Source organism: Kitasatospora sp. NPDC056076, from assembly GCF_042266305.1.
Classification (GTDB): Bacteria; Actinomycetota; Actinomycetes; order Streptomycetales; family Streptomycetaceae; genus Kitasatospora.
Genome location: NZ_JBHJWG010000019.1, coordinates 124,273 through 131,478, shown reverse-complemented (window position 1 = coordinate 131,478; position 7,206 = coordinate 124,273). Strand labels below are relative to the sequence as shown.

Sequence of the window (7,206 nt, the reverse complement as noted above, 5' to 3'; positions counted from 1 at the left end):
GGACGAGCCCGACCCCAGCACCGGACCGGGTGCCGGACCGGACGGACCGGACGCGGGTACCGGACCGGACGAGCCCGACCCCAGCACCGGACCGGGTGCCGGACCGGACGCGGGTACCGGACCGGACGAGCCCGACCCCAGCACCGGACCGGGTGCCGGACCGGACGGACCGGACGCGGGTACCGGACCGGACGAGCCCGACCCCAGCACCGGACCGGGTACCGGACCAGACGGACCCGACCCCAGCACCGGACCGGCGACCGGACCGGACGGACCGGACGCGGGTACGGGACCGGCGACCGGACCGGACGGACCGGACGCGGGTACGGGACCGGACGGACTGCTGATCAGCCGAAGGTGCGGTTGTTCGGCGATGGCCGGAGCGTGATCGAGTTCCTGAACTTCGGGGCGGGTACGGCGGAAGCGGTTTCGCCACCAGGACCGGACCGTGGTCGGCTCGTCAGGGTCGCTCTGGTCGGTTCGAGCTGCCCCATTCTTCTCGGTCTCCGCGTCAGCCGTCTCGTTGGCCTGCGCGGCCGAAGAGGTATGCCGCGACATGACGATGTACAGGTGGGTGGCGCCGCCAAGGACCAACGGGGCGATGGTGCTGAGCGCGCCGACCGCGGTGTTGTTCAGGTGGAATCCCTGGCCGGTCGTCGTCTCGTTCAGACGGACAGCGTGGGTCCAGTTGGCCCAGACGCTGGTGGCTGTGGCTCCGCCGAACACCGACCAGGTGTAGGCGCGGGCCCGCAGCGGCGCTTCCTTCAGCACAACCAGCGCCCGCACGCCGTACGCGATGAACCCGTCGATCGCGACCGGGAAGAGGTAGCTCAGTTCGGGTCGGACGTGCATGGCGACGGCCATCTGCTGCAGTGCGTCGTAGCTCAGGGTTCCGCCGACCGCGCCCATCACGCCGATCGCGGCCTTGTCCCATCGGGACATCCGACTCGGCTCGCTGGTCTCACTCACGCCGCCACCGCCGTGGCCTCCGGGCTGAACGCGCCGGCGATGCGCTGCTCGCGCCGGAGCAGGAAAGGCTGTGCGTCGAACTGGGCGCGGGCCTCGCGTACTCGGGTCAAGGCGCGCTTGCGGCCGATGCCGAGCACTGGGGCCCAGATCCGCAGGTCGAGGTCGAGGATGGCGGCGACCACGCAGACGCTGTGCTTCTCCTGGCGGGAGAGGTGGACCGGGCGGCCGTTGAGAGCTGCGACGACGCGGTCCTCCTCCCAGCGGCCGACGGTGCTGAGGCGGTGCAGCACGATCCGCTCGCTCTCGACGAGGCCGCCGCGGATCCCGTAGCGGTCGTTGGTCTCCAGTGCTTCGGTGAGGCACTCGTCGCTGACGGGGCAGTTGCCGCACAGGGCCTTGGCGGCCCGGGTCTCCTCGGCCTGGTCGGGCAGGGGGTAGAAGCGGTCAGGGGTGTTGGTGCCGGCGCAGGCGGCGCGCTGCACCCAGGTGTGGTCGCGGCGGGTGGCGATCGAGGTGATGGTGGACACGGGGTTGGGTCTCCGGGTGGGTCCGCGGGCGGGGCGCGGAGGTTCGGGGGCGGGTCGGCGCGACCGGGGGCGGTCGCGCCGGCCTGTCGGTGGCTAGCGCGGGCGGGTGCCGGAGAGACGGGGCGCCGTCTCTCTGGCCAGCGTTCTGATCCGCCGGTCGACCGCCGGGCTCGTCCTGGAGTCCGCGGGTGCGCTCGGGCGGCTGGCCTGGAGCTGGGCCAGGGCCCGCAGGTAGCCGGGCGAGGCGTCCTCCCGGGTCTTGATCTTGGGTTCCGACGCGGGGGCTGCGTTGCGGGCGGCCGGTCGGGTTTCCGCTGCGGCGTGGGACCGGTGGGTGCCCAGCACTCGGATGCTGCGCAGGATCGTTTCTCCGTTGGCCTGATTGAGCGTTGCGACGAGCGCAGGGGCGAGGGTGCGGACGTGCGTCGCGTACGCCGGGGACTCGGCGCGGACGTCAAGGCGGCCCGTCTGGTGGTCGAAGCTCACTGCGGTGACGTGGCCGGCGAGTTCGCCGACGGCGGCCGGCCACAGGTCGAGCAGCCCGCCGCCGGCCAGCGGCTCCTGCCAGGCGTGCTGGACCATCAGGTCGGACAGGGCCGCGCCCAGGCCCACCGGGTCGACCCGGCCGCGCCGGGGCCCGGCCGTCGACCCGGCGGTCCGGGTCTTCACCATGCTGTCGGGGCGCTTGACGGCGTCGGCGCGGGCTCGGCGGAGGGCGAGCCGGGCGAGGTCGATCCCGGTAGCGGGCTGGTGGTCGTTCATCGTGCTGCTCCTGTTCGGAGGTGGCTGGAGGTGGCGCGGAGGCGGAGGACACGCGAGACGAGGTCGGTCCCATAGATCTGCTCCGCCTGCTCCCGGCCGGCGATGGCCAGGGCGGAGGTGACCAGGGCGGGTCTGCCGCTGAGGTACTGGCGCCACGCCGTGGTGCGGGCTTCACGGTGTTCCTCGCTGGTGGGCTGCTCGTCGAGCACGGCCAGCGACGGGCGGCCGGTCTCCCGTGCTCTCGCCCAGGCGTTCCGGAAGAGGCTCTGGACCGCGGAGCTGCGCGGCGCCTGCCAGGTACCGGCCCACTCGGCGTGGCGATCCCGAGCCGCCTGCGGCGAGTCACGCCACCAGGCGACGATCGCCTCGCGCTTGGCCTCGGTGTCGTACAGCAGCTCGGCTCCGGCCAGGCGGGCGGTGAGGAATCCGACCGGGCGGTGGATCCGGGTGGCCGGGGTCCGCTGAGCGAGTACGGCGATGACCTGGTGGGCGGTCCACCCGGCGTCGGCGAGGTGGCGCACGGCCCAGGCGACCCGCGGCACCGGGCTGCCGCTGAGCCAGCTGACCTGGCGGACGAGTTCGAGTCCGAGCTGGTGGCGGCGACCGACCTGGTTCAGCCGCCGACGGCCCTTCCGGTCCCCGTGGTGGTGCTGGTCGTTCCCGTTCGCGATGTCGTTCTCAGAGGGATTGTTGGTAGGTGCTGCAGGAGAAGACGTGACAGCACCGACCCCCATTGGGGTGCAACGAGGGGAGGTTGACGAGGAGCGGTTGCCGGCCTTTCCGGGGCTGCGCCGCTTGGTTCGACGGACCGTTCGGCGGGCCTTCTTGCCCAGCTGCGCGAGGGCGTGGCGGCCTTCGTCCGAGGCGACGCCGACGACCTTGCGGATGAAGGTCTCGGACTCGGCGGTCCGCAGGCCGACGGCCTCGTCGAACCGCTGCGGGATGGTGCGGACGAACTCGCTGGCCCGGCCACCCACCTGGCGCACGCGGCTGCCCTTGGTGGTGTAGCTGAGCAGGCCGCACTCCCGGAGGATCGACAGGTGGTACTGCACGGTGCGCTCGGAGACCTTCAGCATCCGCACGAGGTAGCCGACGCCGGGTCTGCACGGGGTGAGCTGAGCGAGGAGCTGGGCGATCCGGAGCGTGGTGCGGCCGAACCGCGGGCCGTGGGCGCGGGCCGGGGCGTGGGCCTGGGTGTCGGACGCCCAGTGAACGGCCTGCAGCCAGGTGTAAGTGTCCGGCGCGATGCGGCCGGTGGTGGTCGATATCCACTGGGCAGGATCGGGAACGAGCAGGCCGGAGGCGCTCGTCGTCCTCTCCGTGCTGTGCGCCTCGGCGGCGCGGTCGGGCAGGGGGATGCTGGGCACGGAAGTCCTCGCTGGGCATGGCGGCCAGCGCCCGGGGCGGTCGGGGCGCGGCGGCGAGTGCGGGCGGCTGTGCGCGGTGGAGGTTCTCCTGCGGTGTCACCGGCAGGGGCTGTCTCGCTCGGGAGGGGCAGCCGGGGGCTCTCACGGCGCGGGCCGGAGCAGGGTTGATCAGCCGACGTCGCGGCGGCGGTGGGCCTGCGGGTCGGAGACGGTCGGGCTGTGTCGGGGGGACTTCCCGGTCAGGCGGCCACGGCGGCCGTGTCGGTGACGGCCACTGCCGTCAGGCGGCCGGTGGCGAGGTCGAGCTCGTGGGCGTGGTCGGGATCCAGGCCGGGGAAGCACTGGACGATCCACCGGGCTGCGGCCTGCCGGTAGGCGAGGGGCTGCGGAACCGCTTGGCCCTCGGCGTCGAACGCGCCGGCGGTGCGGGGGAAGCCGCCGGTACCGGCGTCCAGCCGCACGACGGCGGCGCGCGGCTCGAGGAGGCCGGCGAGGATCTCAACGAAGGCGGCCGGGGCGGTGGCGATCTCGGTGGCGGCCGGTCGCGACGGCGACCCGGCTGTATCCGCGAGGATGGGCATGGGAGACTCCTGGGCGGTGGAGCAGACCGGCCGCGTGGTGGAACAGGCTGGCCGAGCTGCTTCGGACGTGATCCGCGCCCTCGGCGGGTGGCATCAAGGAGCTGCAATCTCCGGACGCCCGCCGAGGACGGCCCGCGGACTCGGTCCCGGCAGCAATCTGCTGCCGGTTCCCCCTGCCGCCCACCTCGTCCAGGGCGAAGCGAAACACCCCCTGACCAGGCAATCGACAGTTAACTGTCCACCGGGTGCGATCAACGTACACCAAAATACCGGGCAGGGGGACAGCTAACTGTCGATCGAGATGTGCACTTGAGCACCATCGGGCACTAAAGTGTCCGCGTGGGACGATCTGACACGAGGGAGCGCCGATGAACGAGGCTGCGAGAGAGGGTGCGGCGCGGATTGCCGGCATCTTCAACTACCTGCTGGAGCACCGCCACCCCCGGGAGCGGGGGCCCTACTCGATCCCCGAGGTCGCCAAGGGCACGGGCGTCAGCGAGAGCACCCTCAAGCAGATGAAGTCCGGCTCCAACGACAACCCCAAGATCAACACTCTGGTCATGGTCGCGAAGTTCTTCGACGTGCCGCCGGACATCTGGGTGACCGACAAGCCCCTCGACGAGGTGCTGGTCGACCGCGACCTCCACAACGCCATGCGGGATGCCGGCATCGAGTCGATCGCCCTGCGCAGCAAGGACCTGACCCCGGAGAACCGCAAGCTCGTCGCCGACATGATCACCGTCGCGCGCAAGTCCCAGGGGCTGGACCCCGAGGGGCCCGGCACGCCCTGAGCGTCCGGGCCCGCCGGGTCCTTTATTTTTCAACCTCATCTATGCGCATAGACTCGCCCGGCGAGTCTGTGCGCATTTCGGCTTTCGGGGCACGCATCCCGGGGTGCGGACGAAATGGGGGTGAATACGAGACTGAGACGCAGATCACGAGGCCGTTTTGACGTGGGCACGTTGACTCACTTTCGGTGATGAACTAACGCCTCGTCACCCAATCCCGCCCCACGGTCTCGCGCATCCCAGGTGGTTGCATCATGCACATCGGCACTTTCTGTCACGACCTGAAACAAAGTCGCAGGGGCTCTCCCGGCCCCCCTCCGCCGCATGGAGATCATTAACGAGAACGATCTTCATGGATATGCATACGATCGTCTCTGTCACGACCACGGTGCAGGCCGTCGCCATGAGCACGGACCCACCCGAGATCATTCCAGGAGGGGATTGTGCATGCGGCCTGCGAGGACCGCCTCGGCGACCTTCTCCCGCTCCTGCCTCATCGCTTCAGCGAGGAGGAGCTGGTCCAGGCGGTCTCCACGCTGATCGGCCGCCCGATCTACGTCGAAGCGCGTGACATGAAGGGGAATTTCGCCTGCGGCCTCCGTGAGAGGTATTCGGACCGCGAGGTCATCTCCTTCGAGATAAACACGTCACCGCTTCACCGAAGCCAGATCGTCTGCCACGAGCTGGCCCATATCCTCTGCGGGCACAAGGGCTCGATCCGTTATTCCGATATCCCCTCGGATGACGAATTGGCCAACATGATCGACTGGTCAGTTCTCGGCATTTCTGCCCGCACGTCCTACGAGGAGCAGGACGAGCAGGAGGCCGAGCTGATGGCCAGCCTCATCGTCCAGCGGATGTACCGCGCCACCGTGATGCCCGCGAAGCGTCCCACCGCCGCAGACGAGCGGTGGAACGCGATGTTCACCTGACCTGACCCCGAAAGAGCCGCCAGCCATGATCCGCCTCATTACGCTCGGGCTCCCCGCCCTCCTTGTGGCAGCCGCCCTGTTCTGGATTCGCCCGCGCCGAGACGGCCAGGCACGGCCGGCTCATTCCGGCAGCACGATCACGATGCTGCTGGCCTGGGCCGTCGCCATCGTGGGCTTCCACCCCGGCGTGCAGAACGCTGCGGACGACGTCACCCGCGACCTCGCGAAGCTGGTCAGCAACGTATTGATGCTCGTCGCGAGCGTCAGCGTCGTCTCGTGGCTCATGTTCCTCAACCACGAGCAGGCCGAGGCCCGCAGAAGGCTCCGGCCCCGACTTGCCTTCCTCGGTGCGGCGGTCACCGTGATGACTGTCGCCTTCTTCGCGGTCCCCGCAGACCGCCGTTGGAGCAGCGAGTTCACGAACACTCACTGGGGCCAGGCCCCCGTCCTTCTCCACGTCTACACCCTGGCCTACGTGCTGGTGATGGGGCACGCCACTTACGACTGCCTCGCCCAGACCTGGCGTCGCAGCAGCCAGTCGCCCTGGCGGGTCCACCGTGCCGGGCTTCGCGGAGCGGCGGTCGGCTGCTTCTCCGTCCTGCTCTACCTGGCCTACAAGGTCGTCAACGCCGGCGCGTCCATCGCCGGGGTCGAGCTGTTCCCCGGCGGCCCTCGCTGCACCACGCTCGTCACACCGTTCCGCTGCAGCTTCAGCTTCACCGCGCCGCTGCTGGGCGTGCTGCTGATCACCGCCGGCCTCACGGTCCCGGCCCTGCTGTGGCCGGCCGCCAAACTGCTGCGCCGCCGGTGGGAGCGCAAGACCGCCCAGGACCTCCTGCCGCTGTGGACGGACGTGACCGCGGTTCGCCCGCAGGTCGTCCTGCGTGCTGTCGTCATCGAGACCGACCCGGACGTCGTTCTGCACCGCAGGGTGGTGGAGGTCTGCGACGGCATCCTCGACCTGGACAACCATCGCTCCCGCGCCATCCAGCGCATGGCCACGGAGGCCGTCGAACGCCGAGGGCAGGCCAGCACCGCGACCGGCGCCGCCATCGTCGAAGCGGCCGTCGTCGCCGCAGCGATCGAGGCGGCCCGCACCGGTGCCCGGGACCAGGACGACCCCGCTCCCCAGGCCACCGGCGAGTCCGCCCGCGCGGGAGACCTCCGCGCCGAGGCCCTCTGGCTACGCTCGGTCTCCCAGCAGTACGCGACCAACGACATTGTCCGCACCGCTGTAGCCGTCCAGCGGCAAGCAGCACCCACTGCGACTGCGGCATAGG

The 7,206-nt window shown here is 70.6% G+C and carries 8 protein-coding genes; 3 read left to right on the top strand and 5 right to left on the bottom strand.

From position 1 onward, the window contains the following. From ACFC1T_RS18415 to ACFC1T_RS18395, 5 genes are all read right to left on the bottom strand, one after another. Window positions 1-969 (bottom strand): DUF2637 domain-containing protein (locus ACFC1T_RS18415; RefSeq protein ID WP_375889792.1); only part of this gene is annotated, 969 nt, incomplete at its 3' end. Then, window positions 966-1,496: a WhiB family transcriptional regulator gene (locus ACFC1T_RS18410; protein ID WP_051740789.1), complete on the bottom strand. Its 531-nt coding sequence runs from the start codon at window positions 1,494-1,496 to the stop codon at window positions 966-968. The genes ACFC1T_RS18410 and ACFC1T_RS18415, both read right to left, overlap by 4 nt. Window positions 1,497-1,589: 93 nt before the next feature. Continuing rightward, window positions 1,590-2,258 carry a DciA family protein gene (locus tag ACFC1T_RS18405; RefSeq protein WP_375889788.1) on the bottom strand — a complete coding sequence of 223 codons (669 nt, stop codon included), beginning with the start codon at window positions 2,256-2,258 and terminating at the stop codon, window positions 1,590-1,592. Further along, on the bottom strand, window positions 2,255-3,625 hold the full coding sequence (locus ACFC1T_RS18400) for a winged helix-turn-helix domain-containing protein (RefSeq protein WP_375889787.1): 1,371 nt from the start codon (window positions 3,623-3,625) through the stop codon (window positions 2,255-2,257). The genes ACFC1T_RS18405 and ACFC1T_RS18400 overlap by 4 nt, the downstream gene beginning before the upstream one ends. Before the next feature lie 239 nt (window positions 3,626-3,864). Further along, window positions 3,865-4,206, bottom strand: coding sequence for a hypothetical protein (locus ACFC1T_RS18395; protein WP_375889786.1), 342 nt, complete (start codon window positions 4,204-4,206; stop codon window positions 3,865-3,867). A gap of 368 nt (window positions 4,207-4,574) precedes the next feature. On the opposite strand from ACFC1T_RS18395, the gene ACFC1T_RS18390 reads away from it, so the two are divergent. From ACFC1T_RS18390 to ACFC1T_RS18380, 3 genes are all read left to right on the top strand, one after another. Continuing rightward, complete coding sequence (locus tag ACFC1T_RS18390) at window positions 4,575-4,997, top strand: helix-turn-helix domain-containing protein (RefSeq protein ID WP_375889784.1); 423 nt, start codon at window positions 4,575-4,577, stop codon at window positions 4,995-4,997. Between the two features lie 440 nt (window positions 4,998-5,437). Beyond that, window positions 5,438-5,926 carry a regulator component gene (locus ACFC1T_RS18385; RefSeq protein WP_375889782.1) on the top strand — a complete coding sequence of 163 codons (489 nt, stop codon included), beginning with the start codon at window positions 5,438-5,440 and terminating at the stop codon, window positions 5,924-5,926. Between the two features lie 25 nt (window positions 5,927-5,951). Continuing rightward, a complete protein-coding gene (locus tag ACFC1T_RS18380) occupies window positions 5,952-7,205 on the top strand; it encodes an MAB_1171c family putative transporter (protein ID WP_375889780.1) in 1,254 nt (417 codons plus the stop codon). Window position 7,206 lies beyond the last annotated feature (1 nt).